Source organism: Psychrobacillus insolitus, assembly GCF_003254155.1.
In the GTDB taxonomy this organism is placed as follows: domain Bacteria; phylum Bacillota; class Bacilli; order Bacillales_A; family Planococcaceae; genus Psychrobacillus; species Psychrobacillus insolitus.
The window spans coordinates 529,344-549,858 of record NZ_QKZI01000001.1 but is presented as its reverse complement, the minus strand read 5'-3'; the positions used below and the strand labels follow the sequence as shown (position 1 = coordinate 549,858).

General features: G+C 36.7%; 19 protein-coding genes and 1 tRNA gene. 3 read left to right on the top strand and 17 right to left on the bottom strand.

Annotation, left to right across the window (positions count from 1 at the left end):
• Positions 1–43: 43 nt before the first annotated feature.
• From C7437_RS02670 to C7437_RS02605, 14 genes are all read right to left on the bottom strand, one after another.
• Positions 44–793, bottom strand: coding sequence for an SDR family NAD(P)-dependent oxidoreductase (locus C7437_RS02670; protein ID WP_170122300.1), 750 nt, complete (start codon positions 791–793; stop codon positions 44–46).
• A gap of 104 nt (positions 794–897) precedes the next feature.
• Positions 898–1,644 carry an SDR family NAD(P)-dependent oxidoreductase gene (locus C7437_RS02665; RefSeq protein ID WP_111438086.1) on the bottom strand — a complete coding sequence of 249 codons (747 nt, stop codon included), beginning with the start codon at positions 1,642–1,644 and terminating at the stop codon, positions 898–900.
• Between the two features lie 22 nt (positions 1,645–1,666).
• A complete protein-coding gene (locus C7437_RS02660; protein ID WP_111438085.1) occupies positions 1,667–3,310 on the bottom strand; it encodes an AMP-binding protein in 1,644 nt (547 codons plus the stop codon).
• 87 nt (positions 3,311–3,397) lie between these two features.
• Positions 3,398–4,195: a 1,4-dihydroxy-2-naphthoyl-CoA synthase gene (gene menB, locus C7437_RS02655; RefSeq protein WP_111438084.1), complete on the bottom strand. Its 798-nt coding sequence runs from the start codon at positions 4,193–4,195 to the stop codon at positions 3,398–3,400.
• A 43-nt stretch (positions 4,196–4,238) separates the two neighbouring features.
• Complete coding sequence (locus C7437_RS02650) at positions 4,239–5,390, bottom strand: acyl-CoA dehydrogenase family protein (protein ID WP_111438083.1); 1,152 nt, start codon at positions 5,388–5,390, stop codon at positions 4,239–4,241.
• 250 nt (positions 5,391–5,640) lie between these two features.
• Positions 5,641–6,861 carry an acyl-CoA dehydrogenase family protein gene (locus C7437_RS02645; RefSeq protein ID WP_111438082.1) on the bottom strand — a complete coding sequence of 407 codons (1,221 nt, stop codon included), beginning with the start codon at positions 6,859–6,861 and terminating at the stop codon, positions 5,641–5,643.
• The gene (locus C7437_RS02640; protein WP_111438081.1) at positions 6,858–8,039 is read right to left on the bottom strand and encodes a CaiB/BaiF CoA transferase family protein; all 1,182 of its coding nucleotides are present in this window, start codon (positions 8,037–8,039) and stop codon (positions 6,858–6,860) included. The genes C7437_RS02645 and C7437_RS02640 overlap by 4 nt, the downstream gene beginning before the upstream one ends.
• Before the next feature lie 277 nt (positions 8,040–8,316).
• The gene (locus tag C7437_RS02635; protein ID WP_111438080.1) at positions 8,317–8,631 is read right to left on the bottom strand and encodes a DUF3870 domain-containing protein; all 315 of its coding nucleotides are present in this window, start codon (positions 8,629–8,631) and stop codon (positions 8,317–8,319) included.
• 393 nt (positions 8,632–9,024) lie between these two features.
• A complete protein-coding gene (argH, locus tag C7437_RS02630) occupies positions 9,025–10,395 on the bottom strand; it encodes an argininosuccinate lyase (protein WP_111438079.1) in 1,371 nt (456 codons plus the stop codon).
• Complete coding sequence (locus C7437_RS02625; RefSeq protein WP_111438078.1) at positions 10,392–11,600, bottom strand: argininosuccinate synthase; 1,209 nt, start codon at positions 11,598–11,600, stop codon at positions 10,392–10,394. Before C7437_RS02625 ends, argH begins: the two co-directional genes overlap by 4 nt.
• 123 nt (positions 11,601–11,723) lie before the next feature.
• The gene (locus C7437_RS02620; protein WP_111438077.1) at positions 11,724–12,539 is read right to left on the bottom strand and encodes a polyphosphate kinase 2 family protein; all 816 of its coding nucleotides are present in this window, start codon (positions 12,537–12,539) and stop codon (positions 11,724–11,726) included.
• A 118-nt stretch (positions 12,540–12,657) separates the two neighbouring features.
• A complete protein-coding gene (locus tag C7437_RS02615) occupies positions 12,658–13,323 on the bottom strand; it encodes a GNAT family N-acetyltransferase (protein WP_111438076.1) in 666 nt (221 codons plus the stop codon).
• A gap of 398 nt (positions 13,324–13,721) precedes the next feature.
• Positions 13,722–13,949, bottom strand: a complete 228-nt coding sequence (locus C7437_RS02610; protein ID WP_111438075.1) for a YdbC family protein — start codon at positions 13,947–13,949, stop codon at positions 13,722–13,724.
• Between the two features lie 128 nt (positions 13,950–14,077).
• Positions 14,078–15,184: a BRCT domain-containing protein gene (locus tag C7437_RS02605; RefSeq protein ID WP_245909226.1), complete on the bottom strand. Its 1,107-nt coding sequence runs from the start codon at positions 15,182–15,184 to the stop codon at positions 14,078–14,080.
• 57 nt (positions 15,185–15,241) lie between these two features.
• Here C7437_RS02605 and C7437_RS02600 point away from each other — a divergent pair, with 57 nt between their 5' ends.
• A complete protein-coding gene (locus C7437_RS02600) occupies positions 15,242–16,174 on the top strand; it encodes a hypothetical protein (RefSeq protein ID WP_111438073.1) in 933 nt (310 codons plus the stop codon).
• Positions 16,175–16,568: 394 nt separating this feature from the next.
• On the opposite strand, the gene C7437_RS02595 is transcribed toward C7437_RS02600, so the two are convergent.
• Complete coding sequence (locus C7437_RS02595) at positions 16,569–16,784, bottom strand: hypothetical protein (protein WP_111438072.1); 216 nt, start codon at positions 16,782–16,784, stop codon at positions 16,569–16,571.
• A 625-nt stretch (positions 16,785–17,409) separates the two neighbouring features.
• Between C7437_RS02595 and C7437_RS02590 the strand changes: the two genes are divergently transcribed.
• Entirely contained in the window at positions 17,410–18,465 is a 1,056-nt protein-coding gene (locus C7437_RS02590) for an ATP-binding protein (protein WP_245909191.1), read from the top strand.
• Positions 18,466–18,828: 363 nt separating this feature from the next.
• Here C7437_RS02590 and C7437_RS02585 read toward each other — a convergent pair whose 3' ends face one another.
• Both C7437_RS02585 and C7437_RS02580 read right to left on the bottom strand, forming a co-directional pair.
• Positions 18,829–19,554: a lysophospholipid acyltransferase family protein gene (locus C7437_RS02585; RefSeq protein ID WP_170122299.1), complete on the bottom strand. Its 726-nt coding sequence runs from the start codon at positions 19,552–19,554 to the stop codon at positions 18,829–18,831.
• 283 nt (positions 19,555–19,837) lie between these two features.
• The gene (locus tag C7437_RS02580; RefSeq protein WP_111438069.1) at positions 19,838–20,167 is read right to left on the bottom strand and encodes a DUF3889 domain-containing protein; all 330 of its coding nucleotides are present in this window, start codon (positions 20,165–20,167) and stop codon (positions 19,838–19,840) included.
• Positions 20,168–20,330: 163 nt separating this feature from the next.
• Between C7437_RS02580 and C7437_RS02575 the strand changes: the two genes are divergently transcribed.
• Positions 20,331–20,403 (top strand) — tRNA-Lys (locus tag C7437_RS02575).
• The last annotated feature ends 112 nt before the right edge of the window (positions 20,404–20,515 follow it).

Below are 20,515 nucleotides of genomic sequence, written 5' to 3'. Positions count from 1 at the left end.
TTCCTCCTTTAGTTTTTACCATTGATAATATATTTTCAACCTTCTACCCGATCATGCTTTGTCCACCATTAACTGAAATCACTTGACCAGTGATCCAATCTGACCATGCCGACAACAAGAAGAGAATTATTCCTTGAACATCTCCTGCATTTCCAAGTCTTTTTAATGGGTACTGCTTCAATATTTTCTCTAACATCGCAGCGTCAAACTCTTGTCCCTGATCGATGAGTCCTAGCGATACAGTATTGCACTGTATATTATAGCGACCAACTTCTTGAGACAATGATTTAAGGAAGCTAGTAGCACCACTTCTTGCAGCTCCAGAGATAATCAAGTTCCGATCACCTGTACGGGCAGAATCACCAATGATATTAATCAATTTTCCTTCATTGCTATTCATCATATCTGGCATAAATGTATGCGCTAAATGAAGTACACCATAAAAGCAAACATCCACTTCACGCGTCCATTCACCAGGCTCGTACTTAAAAAAGGATTTATACTGCGCGTAGCCTGCATTATTAACGATCGAATGAACAGTCCCAAGCTGTTTTTCTATGGTTTTTTTCATCGTTTGTACATCATCTATAGAAGCAAGATCACCTTTTACAAGAGCTACTTTTACCCCTAGCTTCTCAATTACATTTGCTGTTTCTAGAGCTTCTTTTTCTGAAGTTTGATAATGAAGAGCGATATTGCCTCCTTCTTCAGCAATTGAAGTAGCTATCGCACGGCCAATCCCCTTTGCTGCTCCAGTAACTAATACCGTTCTACCTTCCAAGCCAAGATTCAAGTTAGCATCTCCTTCCTTTACAAAGGTACAATTACTTTCTTCTATAAAAAGAAAAGCCAACACTAAAAGTGCAATAGTGCTGGCAGTGTATCAAATTGTAAAAATTAAATCATTGTTAGACCGCCACTAACTGAAAGTGTTTGCCCTGTTACATATTCAGCTTCGTCTGAAACAAAGTAAGCAACTGCTCCAGCGATATCACTCGGCTGAGCTAAACGACGAAAAGGAATTGCTTTTTCTAGTGCAACAGTTAGTCCCTCGTGTTGTTCGCCAATTTCTTTAAACAATGGCGTATTACTAGGGCCTGGTGCCACACAGTTAACATTAATCTTATGGCGAGCCATTTCACGAGCAATCGTTTTTGTAAATGCAATTACGCCACCTTTTGCCGCAGAGTAAACCGCTTCTCCACTTGAACCTACTCTTGCTGCATCGGAAGCGATATTCACCACTTTACCGTAACCATTCTCGATCATGATCGGCAAAATCTGCTTTGAAGTATTTAACTGTCCGATTAAATTAATATTAATAATCTTTTGCCAAATAGATGGTTCACTCTTAAGGAAAGGCTCTACTTTATCCCATCCGGCATTATTAACTAAAATATCAATTTTGCCATATTGTCTAACCGATTCATCTACCGCATTTTTCACATTTTCTAGATCCGTCACATCACACAACACCGCTATTGCTTCATTTCCACTTTCTCTAATGATGGAAACAGTTTCTTCTGCACCAGCCATATTAATATCTGCTACTATTACTTTAATAGATTTAGAAGCAAGCACTTCCGAAATTTCTCTTCCGAGACCACTTCCTGCACCTGTTACGAACGCTACACGTTGACTCATCCTTATTCCCCCATTCACTTTTTTAATCTATTTTAATAGTAGTCAATTTTTCATTAACCAGCTCTCGCAATTTAAACTTTTGGATTTTCCCACTAGCAGTAGTCGGGAAATGATCTACAATTTCAATATATTCAGGCCAATATTGCTTAGCGACCCCTTTTTCAAGTAAAAACGCTTTCATCGTTTCCAATGTAAGTGCTTCTTCATTCTCTTTCATACAAATTACAGCGCATGCCTTTTCCTGCAGACGTTCATCGGGAACAGCAATGAGTTGAACGTTTGCAATACCAGCATGTTCATAGAGAGCATTCTCCACATAAACTACCGGTATATTCTCGCCTCCTCGAATGATGATGTCTTTGACACGACCAGTAATTCGAATATATCCGTCCTCATCCATTACAGCACTGTCACCAGTATTAAACCAACCATCTGTAAATTCTGCTTTTGTTTGCTCAATGAGTTTTAAGTACCCTACAAAAAGAGCTGGCCCCTTGCACATCAAATTTCCAACTTCATTAGCAGGCAATCTACCCCCTGCTGGATCTACTACTTTCACTTCCATTTGTGGAAATGGTTTTCCATCTGTATTTGTCACTTTTTCTTCCGTGTCATATAGTAATGTACTCGTAACCATGCCATTTTCTGTTTGGCCCCAGCCAGTCAAAATACGACAAGGTAATATTTTCTGAGCTTCCTTAATAACTACTCGAGGTATTGGTGCACCTACAGTGATGAAAACCCGAAATGAACTTAAATCATTCGTAGATTCCGTTGCAGCTTTGATTGTGTCTTGTAAAAAAGGTGTAGCACTTACGGTAAAGGTAACTTTTTCTTTTTCTATTAGTTCAAGAAACTCGATTGGATTCCAAACATCTTGGTAAACGCCAGTGCCTCCGAAAATTACCGGTAAGTGAACACCGTAAAGGAAACCTGTTTGATGAGCAAATGTAGATGCCATGAAAACAATGTCATCTGATTTTAATGATAAATGATCAATCCAATAGGAAGCTGCAGTGTTTATAGAATTATGCGTATGCATAACTCCCTTAGGATCACCAGTTGTCCCAGAAGTAAAGATAAGCTCAGTTACTTCGTTAGCATCATGTGTAATTTCATCTAGCAAAGAAACATTTCTGAATTTTTCGGAAGGCTCTTCCAGTAGACTAGCAAAGGAATTCATGCCTTTTGGTACATCATCACCAAGTACAAAAACATGTTCCATAGTTGGCCATTGTGGCAATAACTTTTCAATCATTTTTGGGTAATTAAACCCACGAAATTCATCGGGGATCACAATCATTTTCGATTCCGCCATTTTAACCATAAATCCGATTTCTCTTTCACGGTAGATCGGAATAAGTGGGTTACTAACTGCTCCTATTCTAGTAACAGCAAAATGTAAAATAACGAACTCATTCCAATTTGGTAGTTGAAAGGAGATAACATCGCCTTTTTTCAAACCAAACTCCAACAGTCTAAGGGCTACCCGATCAACTAATTCACCAAGTTCCTTAAATGAGTAACGACTTTTCTTATCAATGATAGCAATTTTATTTGGACTCTTTTCAATTGTTTCGTTTAGATAATCTAAAATAGTCTTATTTTTCCATTCTACTTGATAAGTTCGAACGTATTCTGGGGTTAAAATTGTTTCATAACTCATTTAAGTCCCTCCGATTTTTTAATAGAATAAGAAAGTAAAAATTTAGTTGGTATCTGTCTAGCGCAAGCATTGGCGCTTTCGCTTTTCTTATTTTCTAAACTTATTGAAATCAGTTGGGCGTTTTTCCAAAAATGCATCTCGGCCTTCTGCTGATTCTTCGGAATTGTAAAACATTGCAAGACTTCCCATCGCAAGTTGTGAAATCCCCTCAATATTTGCAGAGTCTGCGTTGAATGAGTATTTCAACATTTTAATAGCTGTAGGACTCTTCGCAACTATTTTTCTTGCCCAATCTTCTGCGGCTTCCATCAACTCTGCTTGTGGAACTATTTTATTCACAAGTCCCATTTCTTTTGCTTCCTGAGCTGAGTACTTTTCACATAAATACCAAATTTCTCTGGCCTTCTTCTCCCCAACAATTCTCGAAAGATATGCAGATCCGAACCCAGCGTCGTAACTTCCAACTTTTGGTCCTGCTTGTCCAAATACTGCATTATCTGAAGCAATTGTTAAATCACAAATGACATGAAGGACATGGCCCCCTCCAATAGCAAATCCATTTACCGCAGCGATTACTGGTTTTGGAATGCTTCTAATTGTATGGTGCAGTGCTTCCACTTCCAACCCTATGCCTCCACCTAAACCACCAGAACTATCGTACCCACTATTACTTTTTTTACTTTGGTCGCCACCGGTACAAAATGCTTTCTCCCCTGCACCTGTTAAAATTACCGCTCCAATAGCGTTGTCATCCCAAGCATCTCTAAAAGACCAGATTAACTCTTTCACCGTTAGTGCACGAAATGCATTGTATACTTCTGGTCGGTTAATGGTAATCTTCGCTACCCCATCCATCTTTTCATAAATTACATCTTGTAAATCCATTTATTCTTCCTCCATTCTCTTTTTAAGATGACACTAGGACAATTTAATAAGGACGGAAATCTTTTCCGATAATCTCTCTAGCAATAACAAATTTATTTGCTTGAGCAGTTCCATCTCCAATTTCCAGTCCGATTACATCTCGAAGTCGTTGCTCTAGAGGCATTTCGTTTGTATAAGCATAGTGGCCGTTTAACAGCATACATTCATGAATTGCTTCCTGGCTCATTTTAGGACCAAGCCATTTAACAGAAGATGCTTCTTTAGAATGCTTCAGCCCTTGATCACGAAGCCAAAGACCTCTATATGCCTGCCATTTTATTAATTCTAAATTGGTATAATGTTCAACTATTGGAAATGATACTCCTTGATATGTAGCAAGTGGCTTTCCAAATGACTGTCTTGTTTTAACGTGTTCAATCGTTTCGTCTAGACTTTGAAATGCTGCTCCAACACATTGAAGACCAATAAGTAGACGGCTTAGATCAAAGCCATTCATTACTTGAGCAAATCCTTTATTCTCTAACCCTATTAAGTTCTCTTTAGGAACTGCCACATCATTCAAATAAACGGAACCTCTGCCAATAAGCTTATTTCCCATATCCCCATAGCCTTTGCACTCCACACCATCTAGGTCAGTAGGAACAATGAAAGCACTAATTCCACGGCTACCTAAATCCGGTGAAGTCTTGGCAAAAACGACAAACATATCGCCAATCGTAGCAGCACTAATACCAGACTTTTCTCCATTTAAGATATAATGATCACCTTTTAAACGAGCAGTAGTGAGGATTCCCCCTGCATCTGTTCCTGCTGAAGGCTCAGTAATGGCCACTCCAACAATTTTTTCTCCACTAGCAATTTGTGGTAGCCACGTTTTTTTAATTGCTTCCGTTGCATGATTACTAATAATTTCTGATGCCAAAGCATTTAGCATAACTGCATAAGTTAAACTAAAATCTCCACGGCCAATTTCCTCCGCTGCAATACCTGTTGTTAAACAATCTGCACCACTTCCCCCGTATTCTTCTGAAATACGAAGACCATTTACTCCAAGTTGACCAAGTTTTTCCCATAAATGTCTTGGGAATATATTTTCTTGATCCCACTTCATATATTGTGGCAACAATTCTTTTAAAGAAAAGTCTCTTAACACTTCGCGAAAAGCTTCTTGTTCGCTATCAAAAGTAAAGTTCATAATGGTCAGCACCTCTCTATTTTCAATATCCAATATTTAGAATACTCTACCAATTGGTTCTTGTCATTGATAGAAAGACTCAAAATAGTAATTTTTACATATTTTTAATAATAAAGAAAAAAATATAAATATTTCAATAGAAACCGCTTACAAATAATGTCCTTAATAGAGTTAGTTACTTATAAACTTATCAAGGATGAAAAGCTCCCCATGATAAGTCCAATAAGTAAATAAAGTAATTTCTTAAATACTAGATCTGCAATTCAATCTGTTTATTTTTATCGCCTTCCCATGTAGGAAGCATTTTGCTTAATTGTCTGTCTTCACGGTATCCTAATACGTATTCAGCCTGCATAACAGTATGAACTTCACGAGTTCCTTCGTAAATTACTGGAGCTTTCGAATTACGTAAATAACGCTCTACTGGATACTCATCCGAATAACCATTCGCCCCGTGAATTTGAACTGCATCATCTGCTGCTTGATTTGCAAAATCACATGCTTGCCATTTTGCAAGTGACGTTTCACGCGTATTTCGTTTACCAGCATTTTTCAATTCACCAGCACGATAAACAAGTAAACTACTCATTTGGAATCCAGCTTCCATTTTGGCAATCATTTGTTGAACAAGTTGATGTTTCCCAATTTCTTTGCCGAACGTTTGACGCGAGTGGCAATAACTAGTACTAGCTTCAATACAAGCCATGATTTGACCCACAGCGCCTGCAGCTACTGTGAAACGCCCATTATCAAGTGCTGCCATAGCAATTTTAAATCCCTCTCCTTCTTGACCAAGCAAGTTTTCTTTTGGTACTTTGACATCTTCAAAGAATAACTCCCCAGTATTTCCAGCACGAATTCCAAGTTTTCCTTTTGTAGCTATTGAAGAAAACCCTTCCCATGTGCGTTCTACAATAAATGCTGAAATTGCTTTATGTTTTTCAGATTTATCACCTGTATAAGCAAATATTAAGAAATGATCAGCAAGGTCACAAAGCGAAATCCACGCTTTTTGTCCATTTAATATATAATTGTCACCATCTTTTACAGCAGTTGTTTCAAGTGCGGCTACATCTGATCCTGCTGCAGGTTCTGTTAAACCAAAAGCACCAATTTTTTCCCCTTTTGCTTGAGGGATTAAATACTTCTGCTTCTGTTCTTCCGTACCCCACTGTAACAATGTCAAGCTATTCAAACCGATATGAACAGAAACCGCTGTACGGAAAGCTGTGTCTCCACGTTCTAGCTCTTCACATACGATAGCTAGCGAATTATAGTCCATGCCGCTTCCACCATATTCTTCTGGAATACAAACACCCATTACTCCGAGATCAGAAAGCTTTTTGTAAATTTCTGGATCAGACTTTCCAGCACGGTCCCAAGCTCCAATGTGAGGCATAATTTCTTTATCTACAAATCCTCTTACCGATTTACGTAACATGTTTTGTTCTTCAGAAAATGAAAAATTCATAATATATTCTCCCCTTTTTTTGTAGTTGTTTGTATTATTCCTAGTCGATTCATTATTTCCTCATTATGTTCCCCTGGATTAGGTGGATGGTATTTCATTTGAACAGGTGTCCTTGAAAGTTTAAGTGGACTTCCAATTAGCTTGATTTTCCCTGCTGTTGGATGATTTTGTGTGATAAACATATCACGTGATTGAAGCTGTTTGTCATTGACAACTTCCTCTAAACTTTGAATGGGACCACTTGGGATATTATTGTTTCGGCATTTTTCTTGCCAATACTTAGTCTCCTGAGTTAGGAAGATTTCCTGTAACAAAGGCACTAAGATATCCCTATGCTCCACCCGGTTTGGGTTCGTTTGAAAACGTTCATCTGTTGCGTATTCTGGTTTACCTAGTACATGACAAAGTGCCTTGTATTGATTGTCATTTCCAACCGCGATGACCATTTCACCATCAAGTGTTTGAAACGTCTGATATGGAACAATATTCGCATGCATATTCCCAAGAGTCGCAGGGACTTTTTCTGCCATTAAGTAGTTACTTCCAATATTCACCAACGCGCTTACAGCTGAATCATATAGTGAAATATCTAATTTCTGACCTTTTCCAGACTGCACTCGTTCAAGCAAAGCTGCTTGAATGCCGATACACGCGTACAATCCTGTCAAGATGTCTACAATGGCAACACCTGATTTTTGTGGCCCAGATTCCTTGGTTCCTGTAGTACTCATTAATCCGCTCATTGCTTGAATGATAAAATCATAACCTGGCAGATTCCGTTCTGGACCCGTTTCACCAAATCCCGTAATAGAGCAATATACTATGCGAGGATTGAGTAGAGCCAAATCGTCATAACCTAAGCCGAAAGAGTCCATCGTACCTGTTTTGAAGTTACTAATAATTACGTCACTCTCTTGGACTAGCTTTTTAATAATGTCGATACCTTCATCTGACTTCAAATCTACAGTAATTGCTTTCTTATTTCGATTTGCACTTAAATAATAAGCGCTTACATCATGTTGGAATGGAGGACCCCATTTACGCGTTTCATCACTTCCACCAGGTGCTTCCACTTTTAAGATCTCTGCACCTAGATCACCCATAATCATCGTACAATATGGTCCAGCGAGAACACGTGATAAATCCAAAACCTTAATATTCTCCAATGCCCCAGCCATAAAGTAACCTTCCTTTCTGCCAATACAGTAAAAGCCAGTTCAAAAAGACTACAGACTAGGCTGTTGGTCAATTTAAACTGGCTTTTTATCTACGACTAAAAATTCGGGAAAGAATTTTCTGCAGATTAGGCAGTATTGGTTTTGTTCTTTTCTTTTACATTGATCATGTGGTTATGAACGTTGGAACGTTTCAACATGATTCATTAAAGTAATCATAAATGAAGAATTGTGTTTTGTAAACACAATAATCAAAATTTTTATAATATTACGTAAATTATTATTTAGAAGCTTCATATGCTTCATAATGTTTATATAAATCTTTCAATGCTGACATTAACGCATTTCCTGCTTTTCCTAGATAATGATCTTTTACACTTGCTAACGGCTTATCAATACCATCTTGTAAACTATGTCCTCTAAGTAAATGGTGTATAAAATCTCGTCCATGTTCGGTAGCTAATGTACAACTTGCTGTTACAATCACTCCAAACTTTTTGTCGATTTCTGCTGTAATTGTCAATGTTTCATATATATTTTGTGCAGCCATCCCCGCAGGAAGCCTCGCATGCCCTGCTATAAAAACTGTATTCATTAATTCATACCCCTTCATGGCGAAATAGTTATTATTAAAGCGTTTAGCATACATTAAGAATACAATAAGTAGGGATTATTTAATAGTATTTCATTAGGAATATTCTGTAAATAATAGCGGATTACGAGTAATAGACACCATGCAAAACACTATGAGTTACACGCAAAGCCACTGCAGTTCCACACAAACGCTATGAGTTGCACACAAAGCCACTGCAGTTCCACACAAACACTATGAGTTACACACAAAGCCACTGCAGTTCCACACAAACGCTATGAGTTGCACGCAAAGCCACCGCAGTTCCACACAAACGCTATGAGTTGCACAATCCTCCTCTAATAATACAAAAAACTGTAGACTACTCAAAGGATCTGAGTGTCTACAGTTTTTTTGCTATAGAAGAGTTTTTGCTTCTGCAATTTGAATTTTTACTTGATCGAAACCAGTTCCACCTAGAGAATTTCTACGTCTAACAGCAGCTAGAGGCGATAATACGTCGTATATATCAGACTCAATCAAGCTATTTGCTTCTTGAAGGTCTTCTAATGGAAGATCCAATAAGAAGTATTCACGTTGAATACATAGGAATACTAATTTACCGGTTACTTCATGTGCTTCACGGAATGGAAGTCCTTTAGCAGCAAGATAGTCAGCAAGTTCTGTTGCATTTGAAAAGTCTTTATGAACAGTATCGTGTAGACGCTCTTTATGAACATCCATAGTACGAACCATACCTTCAAATATTTTCAGTGATCCAACAATTGTATGCACAGTATCGAACATACCTTCCTTGTCTTCTTGCATATCTTTATTATAAGCTAGTGGCAATCCTTTAATCACAGTCAGTAAGCCCATTAGATTTCCATACACACGGCCTGTTTTTCCACGGATTAACTCAGCCATATCTGGGTTTTTCTTTTGCGGCATAATACTTGAACCTGTTGAGAAAGAATCATCTAGTTCGATAAAGTTAAACTCCGAGCTTGACCATAAAATAATTTCTTCAGCAAATCGAGATAAATGCGCCATTAACATAGAAGAATTACTTAGGAATTCCACGATGAAATCACGATCACTTACTGCGTCCATACTGTTGGCATAGACGTTTGCAAATCCAAGATACTCTGCAGAAAGTTTACGATCTATTGGGAAAGTAGTCCCTGCAAGGGCACCTGCTCCAAGTGGAGAAATGTCGATACGTTTAATCGAATCTTTGAAACGATCCTTGTCGCGTTCTAGCATCCAGAAATAAGCCATTAAGTGATGTGCAAATGAAATTGGTTGCGCACGTTGTAAATGTGTATATCCTGGTGCAAGTGTTTCCACATGCTCTTCTGCTTGTGCCACAAGTGTTTTTTGGAAAAGCTCGATTAACTCGATCACTTCTCCTACTCTATTTTTTAAGAATAGGTGCATATCTGTTGCTACTTGATCATTACGGCTACGTCCAGTGTGCAATTTCCCACCGACTGGTCCGATTAAATCAATTAGCATTTTTTCTAAATTTAAATGTATATCTTCATTGGCAATAGAAAACTCTAATTTGTTTTCTGCTGCACTTATTTTTAATTGTTCAAGACCACTTAGTATTAGCTCCACATCTGCTGAAGGCAGGATTTTGCAATCGCCTAGCATTTTCACATGCGCAATACTGCCGTCTAAATCTTCTATTACTAGTGTTTGGTCGAAACTTATAGAAGCTCCAAATTCATCCACCCATTGTTCTGCAGATTTTTGGAATCTTCCTCCCCAAAGTTTGGTCATGCTTGCACCTTCTCCGCTCCCTTGTTCACCATTGCGTGAACTTTTGTTGGAAGACCCCAAAGTTCGATAAATCCAACTGCTGAAGCATGGTTAAATTCATCATCCGATGTATAAGTAGCAAGTTTTTCATTATATAGAGAGTTTGGAGATTTACGGCCTTCTACAATCGCATGTCCTTTGAATAATTTCACACGAACTGTACCATTAACATATACTTGTGTTTCTTTTAAGAATGCTACAAGAGCTGTTCTAAGTGGAGAGAACCAAAGTCCTTCATAAATAAGCTCTGTTAATTTTTTCTCCATAACTGGTTTAAAATGAGCAAGTTCTTTTACTAATGTAATATCTTCTAGTTCTTTATGTGCTAGTAATAATGTTTGAGCACCTGGAATTTCGTATATTTCACGTGATTTAATACCTACAAGACGGTTTTCTACGTGGTCGATACGTCCAACTCCGTGCTTCCCTGCTAAATCATTTAATTTTAAGATTAATTCAAATAACGGGTATTCTACGCCATCAATTGAAACTGGAACACCTTTTAAAAATTCGATTTCAATAACATCTGCAGTGTCTGGAGTGTCTTCTAATGCAACTGTTAAATCATATGCATCAGCTGGTGGTGCAGCCCATGGATCTTCTAAAATACCACATTCGTTTGCACGCCCCCAAAGGTTTTGGTCGATAGAGAACGGGCTATCTAAGTTAATTGGAATTGGAATATTTTTTTCTTTTGCGTAAGCAATTTCTTCCTCACGGCTCCAGCCCCATTCACGAACTGGTGCGATCACTTCTAAACCTGGGTTTAATGCGTTAAACGAAACTTCGAAACGAACTTGGTCGTTCCCTTTACCTGTACAACCATGTGCTACTGCAGTTGCTCCTGTTTGTTCTGCAATTTCCACTAACTTTTTAGCGATTAATGGACGTGATAATGCAGAAACTAATGGATACTTGTTTTCATACCAAGTATGCGCTTGAAGAGAAATTAGTGCATATTCATTCGCAAATTCTTCTCTTGCATCAATAACATAACTCTCAACAGCTCCAACAGTTAACGCTTTGTTTTTGATAAATTCTAAGTCTTTACCTTCGCCAACATCTAAACATACTGCAACGACTTCGTACCCTTCGTCTTTTAACCATGTGATTGCTACGGATGTATCTAGTCCACCTGAGTATGCTAAAACAACTTTTTTATTCATTATAATATTCCTCCATTGCATTTATATACGTTTTTTTAGTATTAATATACATAATATATCATGTGTCCTGTATAAATACAACAAGTAATTTATTAAATATACATATTTCCCGTATTTTTTTGTTTATTCTTCTTTTTCGACATCATTTCCTGCCATTTCTTCTACTATTTCATCCGCTACTACAACTGTTTCTGAAATAAGTGTATATTCGATTCCACGTTTATCTAGCTGTCTTTCGATTTCGTATATGATATTTGTAAGGACAGTCAAACGCGCATGTAACTTGTCATCTCCGTGAACGAGAAGCCATGGCGCATTTTCAGTATTTGTTTTTTCAAACATTTCTTCTGCCGTTTCAATATATAAATCAAATTTGTCTCGATTACGCCAATCTTCATCCGTCAGTTTCCACATTTTATATGGATCCGTTTTTCTTTCTAAGAAGCGTTTGAGTTGTTCTTCGTTGGATACGTGGATCCAGTGTTTAATAATAATATAATTTTCATCGCTTAACGTTTTCTCAAAATGATTAATTTCAGTATAAGCACGTTTCCATTCTGCTTTAGTTGCTAAATTCTCGATACGTTCTACTAATACTCGTCCATACCATGAACGATCGAAAATACTGATTTGTCCGTGCTGAGGTAGTTTACGCCAGAAGCGTTCCAAATAGTGATATCTAAGTTCATGCTGCTGCGGAGCAGAAATAGGATGAACTACATACCCTCGTGGATCTAAACGTTGCGTTAATCGTTTAATCGCACCACCCTTACCAGCTGCGTCCATTCCTTCAAATACTAGTATTAGGCCAATTTTTTCATTTAATAATGTTTGTTGTAGACTAAGTAAATGATATTGTAACTTTTTTAACTCTTTTTTATATTCTGGTTTAGAATGATCATATTTTTTTGCTTCTAACTTGCCCAATTTTTTAGCCAAATTAACCACTCCTATTTTCTTCTAGTATACCTAATATTTCGAAAGATTAGTATTATAATTGACAATATTCGACACTGGATTATTTTATTAACTAGAAAACTAGCTAAATTCAGTTTACTTAGGAATAGAAAGGATTTTTCCACTCCATAAGTGCTCCATAATGACAGGATTCTTCATCTTCCAGATAGTTTGCGGCTATATGTACCGGTGTGCGACCGCATCGTAGTAAAAAGGAAATAACCGGGTCTTTCAGATCCCCTTTTGTAACAGCATGAAGATATTCTTGCGGGGTCATGTCATTTGCTTTCTTATGATATCCGGGCATTCTTCCACCACCCAGTAGCCTTTTCAACCCTAAATGTGTAACGACGTCAGACATGGAAAACATTAACCATTTTCCTAACCCTAGTTTTCTATAGGCTGGGAGAACACAAATATCAACAATATACAGTGTATTGCCACTCGCATCATGGTTACGAATATACCCATCATCGGTTATCTCACTCCAGGAATGCTCAGGATGTTGTGGGTCAAAACGAACAATCAATCCCGTAATCGAACCAACGATTTCTCCATTAATTTCAATACATAGTGCACCTTTGGGAAAAAATCTAACATGATTGGACAGTTGCTCCTCGTTCCACCATAGTTCAGAAGGAAATGGTGGTGGAAAGCTTTCTCGCTGGATACGGATTAAGTCTGGAAAATCCTTCACTTCGTAATTCCGAATAATCGCTGGAATGGGTGTATCTCCATTAAAAACAAACAGCTCTTTTCGATACATAGTAAAACCTCCAATGATTTTTTGTTTCCTATTATATATAGGCTACTCTTATTGAAGCGAAAAGAACACCTTCAGAGCCCGGCGCGACTACTCGTTTTAAAAATGTAACATGACAAAGGAGCTGTACAAGACAGCTCCTCTTTCTAAAGATAAGTATAAAAAAATTCTGCATAATCTGTCTAACGCAAGCAGCCTGTGCTCCTGCGCGAAGCTCGTCGCAGAAGATCGTTGCACCTCGGGGTCCAAATGGGGAATCGACTTTGGTGGCTGAAGAGCTGCCTCGGGCCCGCACGAAGCGGGTCATGTCTGCATTGCCACAAGATGTGGCGACCTTTGCAGACCAACTTATATTCCCCATTTGCTGCCTTACGCAGAAATAGGCGCTAACGCTTTTCTTATTATTCTAAGTTAGGTAATTCATTCAACGCTTGTTTCAAAGCCTGCAATTCAGATAATGTAAACGTAACGCCTTTACGCATCTTGTCATGCTCCTCTGACCATTCCCGAATATCATATTTCGGTTCTCGATCATTCCAGCTTATTAAATTCAGCTCTTTCTTCCAACCTTTACTTCCTTCAGATAATATCGCAAGCGTTTCGATGATGTCGTATTTGATATCTGCTATTATAATTACCTCCGTTTTATAGTTTTTTTCCCTTTGTCAGAAACAAACATGAAAATCATAACAATCACGTTTGTTTGAATTGACTTGAATGTTTCTAACACAGGGTAGCTTTTTTTATTTGTTGCTTTTCAATTAAGTAGCATACGATTAAAGACTGAAGCAGAAATCGGCTTGATGTTTCGTTCGTTTGCTTCTTTTAACATAACGTAATCTCCACCATCTTTATAAATCATATAATCCACATTTTTTGCATTTGAACCTTTTGAAATGATTGCATCCATTCCTACAAGTAATTCAACAATCTTGCTCTGCATACGTAAAGATAAACAAGCCACATTAACTTTCTTCCCTTCAAACTCGTGTAGACGCTTATATGGGGAATTTGCCTCCGTTACTATTTTCCCATCATAATTACCCTTATTTTCTGTTAGTACTTGTTCTAAAGAAAGGTCTTTGAAAACAATATCTATGAACCAATCATCATCGTACATTGGTACATCAAGTTCAATTGCCTTAATGATTTTACTTTTCCCTACCTTTTCCCCACAAATCAGAAAATCCGTTTTTTTATTCACAGTATTGCCTACGGTTGACCCACATGCAACGGCTATTTCTTGCATTAAGATTCTAGGGAACTGTGACGTTCCTGTAAATACCATGTGTTTACCATGAAAGACTTCTGATTCACCCTGTAACTTCATACCACGTTCAATAAATGATTTTGCAGTAGAAGTGAACTTTTTAGGCAGAGGCTTAAACAAAGGAATCCATGATTGCGGATTCGCCTTTTGTAACACTTCGAACAATGCCATTACATCACTGAGAGCTGTATGAGAATGTTCTTGCTTCACTCCAAAATATCCAACTACAAATCCTAATGAGTAAGAGAATAAATGAGGATGAGATATTTTCAACGCACGTATAGAATCATAAACAACATACTCCTCATTCATCCATCCGTAATGCACAAGGAACTTACGGTCAAATGAAGCATTATGAGCTACTATAGGATAATCATATCGACTAAGTATATCTATGAATAATCTTCGATAGATGTCATTTTCTTCAATAAAAATATAGCCTGCTCCCATTCCTTCATTAATCAGTTCTTCATCCTCTGCTTCACCAATATGCAGTACCTCTACAATTGAGTTCTTTTCAACAACGACTATTCCTACTTCAAGGATACCATCCTCTACTTGAAATCCACCTGTTTCAATATCAATGAGAATCATGTTATCCACTATTACCACCCCTTATTCTATATCCAACTTATATGGGAAGGTGTGGATGTGTGGAGTAGGGATCAGTACGAAACAGTGTATGAACTTGTCCTACAACAAGTACTAACTCAAGAATTGGATGATTGGTCAGACTGGAGTATCTCCTTACTTCGTACCTGTATCCCTTTATGCCACGACGATACAATTGAAGTAAGATACATCGCTCTACTGACTTCGCTGAAAACAACTGAAAATGGCTGGAGTGCTGAGTATTTTAATAAAGAGCTTAATGAATTACAGTACCAACTCATCGCCTCCAAATATAGTAAAAAAGAAGTTGAAACGTTTTTAGAAGAAAATATAAATGATGCCAAAATGCGTGAACGCGTTATTATATCCGCTATCGAGCGAGGTGATTATACAAAAGTATTACAACTTTCGATAGACGGACAAGCGCATGATCACAACTCACCAGGAATCGTGTACGATTGGAAACGATATGCTTTTTCGGCGCACAAAGAATTAGGCAATACAAATGAAATGCGCGAATTAGCCATAGAATTATTAATGAATGGCCGTGACGATGAATATTACGAAGAATTAAAGTTGCTCTATCCAGCGGATGAATGGCTTTCTACACGCGAAAAAATCCTGGACGATTTGAAAGAACAAAATTCACATCTATACGGTACACTGATTATCGAAGAACAACAGACTGAGCGTATTCTTGATTATTGTAAAGAATCCCCTACTAGAATCGAAAACTATTATTCGTACTTAACCGCACCGTATAACGAAGAAGTTTGTGCACTTTTCATAGAAACCATTACTATAAGTGCAGCACGAGCATCTGACCGCAAACGCTATCAAGACGTTTGTCGCTCAATTACAAAGATGCAAAAAGCCGGCTACGAACTGGAGGCTAAACAACTGATTGGAGAATTGAAGCAAAAGCATCCAAAACGACGTGCTTTATTAGATGAGCTGGGGAAGTTGGGATGAATGATTGATCCCTGCGCTAGATACAAACATGGAGATTTAAACATTCACGTTTGTTTGAATTAACGTGAATGTTTCTAACACAGGGTCAAAATACTAAAAAAGTACAAATACAGGAAACAAGATTCTTTTCTGCACTTTTTTTCGAACATGTCATATATTCATTTTGCTTTATTTTAAAAATCATAATTAATAATTTGAAGCGTGTAGTAGTGCTAGCTGTCAATTTGTCTTTGATGGTGACATTTTATCTAATGCATTGCTATGTATGTAATTGAAATAGCGCGGGTTGTGTATTTCTTAAGCCACGCTATAAAAGGTTTAAATTAGTTATATTTAAAAGAATAACCTCTGTTAAAATATGAGCATTTCGACAGTCGATGCTATGTCCTGTAGTTCACGTTAAGATTGCTTGTCTATCCATTTCATATAAATACGAACCTTTTTCATACAGTTCTACTAATGAGATTCCTCTTCTTTTAGCAGTAAGCTCAATTAGGTTAATTTCTGATTGCATGGCATTGGATAGAATACCGCTGTCCATATTTTTGTTTATGAAGTAAAAAAAACCTGCAACCATTTCTGTTTCCATTCTATCGTAAAGTGAATCCATAATTTATCGTGCTCCTTTTTTCTCATTATACACATTTTTCCATATATTGAGTGCAGAGTTTCGAAAAATTTACATGAAAAAAATATAATCTTAACAAACATACAATTAAGGAAGTTACCTATTCTTTTATTGTAAATAATTCAAAATGTTATATATTTAAAGTAACTCAACTTCCAAAGCGACACCAAATGAACAAAATACTACCAAATTTCAGGGGTAGTATTTGCATCTTACTAGTGCAGTTCCATGAATGACGCTTGATTTATCAGAAGCTAAGTACAGATCAAGATCCCACGTCGTTTACTTTTGTATTAGGCTGGTAATATGGTTTCTGATCCCCCCTCCGCATTTTCAGGGAAAGCCATTTTTGTTAACACGAAGACTATAAACATATGCGGTTTATAAGATATTCATACTAAATTATGAGGAAGTTTTTATGAGAAAAAAAAGACAAATTATTTCTATCATTGCAGCCACTAGTGTTGTGATACTGTACCAATTTATTCATGTACTATTTATAGGAGAATTTTCAATTAAAGATTTTATGCTTGATTTATTCCTAACGATCATTCTTTTTTGGTTTATTGCTAAACATTATGACAAAATGAAGTTTTATATGGAGAGAATGGAAGAAAGTGAAAAAAACTATAAAATTTTAATTGAAACGATACCAGATGCCATTTTGATTTATTCCCAAAATATCATTGTTTATACCAATGAAGCCGGAACAAACATGCTTGGAGGTCAAAAAAAGGAGGATATTCTTGGTAAATCTATATACCACTTTATTAATCCTCAATATCACGAATTAGCCAAGAAACGGTTGGAAAAACTTAGGAAAAAAGAAAAGTTAATAAATCATGTGGAGCAAAAAATAGTACGTCTGGATCAAAAAAATATTTTTGTTGAAGTCTCTACTCGTCTAATTATATTTGAAGGTAAAGAAAGCATATTCTCCATTTTTAAAGATGTTACCAATAAAAAGGAAGAAACGGAAGGTCTCCTTCAAAAATCAGAGAAACTGGCGCTTGTAGGACAATTAGCTGCAGGTATCGCCCATGAAATTCGGAATCCACTTACCTCTATAAAGGGATTTATTCAATTATTCAAAGCCAAGTATAAAAGTGACGAAGTGCATTTCAATCTCGTATTAGCCGAGTTAGAACGAATTAATCTTATTGTTAGTGAATTCTTAGTATTGGCCAAGCCAACTGCTGTTGAATATAAAGACAAAGAAATAAAAATTTTACTAAACGACGTTGTTACTCTCATCAACACGCATGCCATTATGAACAATGTTCAAATTATTGTAGAATTTGAATCAGAAATTTCTACGATTGTGTGTGAGGAAAATCAATTAAAACAAGTGTTTATTAATATTTTGAAGAATTCCATTGAAGCGATGCCAAATGGTGGAATCATTGACATCAAGGTAAAGGCAATAGAAAAAGATACAATATCCATTTCCTTTATCGATCAAGGCACTGGTATTCCTGAAGATCGAATTCCAAAACTTGGTGAACCATTTTACACAACCAAAGAAAAAGGAACAGGTTTGGGATTAATGACAAGCTATAAAATTATTGAAAATCATGATGGGCGACTAAAAATATCAAGTAAAATAAATGAGGGTACCAAGGTTGAAGTTATATTACCTAGGGTTCCTTCAGAACTATATTGAAAATTAATTACATGAGTACAAAAGTTCACTTGCAATAAATAAAATAGATTTAGGTTCAGCAGCAAAGAATCATAATCTTTAACCAAATGACACAAGAATTAGTAAAAAGTATTTTCTAAAAAACTGCGAAAAGCATAAATAAGCAAAATGGACATACGACATATTTTAAAATAAGTGCAAATACAGGAGAAAAGTCCCTTATTGCACTTATTTACGATTATGTCGTATATTCATTTTGCTTAATTTTTAAAATCATCGATATTCAATTAAGTAGAAATATTTAAAGGGTACTAATGGTAGATGTCTACCTGTTTTTAATGGTTCAAAATCATGTTAGTCGCCGAAGCGTCTTTTGATTAACACTCATGGCATTTGAAGTAGAGGAGTACTGTTTATGCATATGTGCTTTTGTATTTCGTAAAGAACTTTTTGCGCAAGTCCATTTGTATCTTTGAAGTCTTTCGAATCTATTGGCTTTCCGTAATGGATAGATACTTTAGCTGGTGTAATCTTTCCTGTCTCTTCCATTAACTTATAGGAGCCACTAAGGGACACTGGAATTACTTTTACTCCAGCTTTTAATGCTATGCGCAAACTACCAACTTTAAACTCGCCCATTTCAGAACCCTTACTTCTTGTACCTTCTGGGAAAATAGCTATTGAAAAACCCTGTTTTAGATTATCAATTGCTTCATTGATGGATTTGATAGATTCACGAACGTTTTCTCTATCCATGAACACGCATTGTCTTTGTTTCATTAAAAATCCGAAAATCGGAAGTTTTACCATTTCTTTTTTAGCAACGAAACTCATTTTTTGTGGTGCTGTTAAGTACAGTAAAGGAATATCCATGTTTCCTTGGTGGTTGCCAACATACAAAACTGCTTCATTTACTGGAACATTTTCTGCTCCAGTAACGGTGACATCTGCTCCCGTTATTTTAATTACTTGTTCTAAGACTGGAACTAGCATTTTATCAACAAATTGTATTTTTTCTTTTTTTTCGGTAATTTTTTTCAGTCTAGATATTCTAGGATACAGACGTAAAAGTGTAAATCCAATATATCCTTTAAACAATATGTTTCTCATTAAATTATCCTCCATACTTTAATTATCTATTTGATGTTAGGACCAATAGAATTGGGTCACGAAATGAAAATCCTACATTATGTATGCGTGCATATGTAATGATTAACGTCATCATGACGCAGAACATATAATAATAGTTTCATATCAGACTATTCTGTTTAGTATTGCCACTCTTTTTTCTGGGTAATTATTACAATTCCCTCGATTTTCCTACAAAGGATTGATTTACTTTTTTATTAAAAGTAAGCATACTTTTCAGCTTATTTGCCCAAACTGTGAGGGCTTATCTAGAAGTTTCTTGTAGGTCAATCTTAACCACTGCTTCCGTTTGAGTAGTATATTCAATCCTTACGAATACGCCGAATTCATTCTCACCATCTTTTAACCATAGCTTAAACTTTTCAATGGTAGAATTCCCTTTAGTTTCACTACCTTCATGCAGGTAGTCAATAATATTTGCTTGGGGATATTTTGCTTGGGTTTCTTCAATGGCGATCTTTCCCCATTTAGCGTAGGACGGGATTTCTTGTTGTGCTTGAACGGTGGATGGGATATGTGTTAGAACTGTATTAACTGTGAGAAATATTCCGAGTGCTATAAATGTTTTTCGCATAATTGTTCTCATCTCCCTTTTCGTTAGGATGAGTAATTTGCTTAAAATCATTCTACAATGAGTACGATTTTTAAAAATTCTATATACCCTTTTTCAGAAATTCAACTGGAAGTTTTTTCTTGCAATTTAATAATATTGTTATATAATTAAGTATGTACTTAACGGGGTATTAGCTCAGTTGGTAGAGCAGTTGACTCTTAATCATCAGGTCGTAGGTTCAAACCCTACATGCCCCATAAAATATTGCAATCAAAGGATCAGGTACTGAGTGCCAGGTCTTTTTTTGTTCTTTTTTACTTTCTATAATAAGCATAAAACTGGAAGGGTATGGCTAAGGGAGACAATATA